Here is a 649-nt window from a genome sequence, read left to right as displayed (position 1 = left end):
ATGTAGTGGCTTCCAAGTAGGACGCGCTTCAATATTCTCTTCAGCTAAAGTTGTTACTATTTTTTCAATAGAGGTCCCAGATTCCACTTCATCAATCATCATAGTTGTAAGCCAACGGTTCGAACGAGTATTTTCTAATTCCGGCATAAAACAAAATCCCGGTATATGAGATAACTCTTCATAATACCGCTTAAATATACGCCTTCTAGAGCTCACTCTATCTTCTAACACTTCTAATTGTCCTCTCCCAATACCAGCTAATATATTACTCATTCTATAATTGTAGCCCACTTGACTATGCTGATAATGAGGTGCTGAATCTCTTGCTTGAGTTGCTAAAAACTTCGCTTTTTCTATCGCTTCCGTATCATCAGAAACTAGCATTCCACCGCCCGAAGTTGTAATAATTTTATTTCCATTAAATGAATAAATACCAAATCTTCCGAATGTACCACTTGCTTTTCCTTTATATGTAGAACCTAGAGATTCTGCTGCATCCTCAATTATGGGAACATCATAGTGATTACAAAGCGAAAGAATTTCATCTAATTTCGCACTCTGACCATATAAATGAACAAGAATGACAGCCTTAGGTAATTTCCCTGCTTTATCAGCATCATGCAACGCAAGTGCTAGAGCTTGTGGTGAC

Annotated in this window: 1 protein-coding gene; it reads right to left on the bottom strand. The window is 37.6% G+C overall.

Annotated features, from left to right (window positions below; genetic code table 11):
* On the bottom strand, nucleotides 1-649 hold a 649-nt coding region (locus AC1DTM_RS30490), incomplete at both ends, for a DegT/DnrJ/EryC1/StrS family aminotransferase (RefSeq protein ID WP_477001705.1).

This window comes from Bacillus sp. P4_D3 (genome assembly GCF_056401855.1).
Note: the sequence above shows the minus strand (reverse complement) of the source record. Positions and strands in the feature narration are given on the sequence as shown.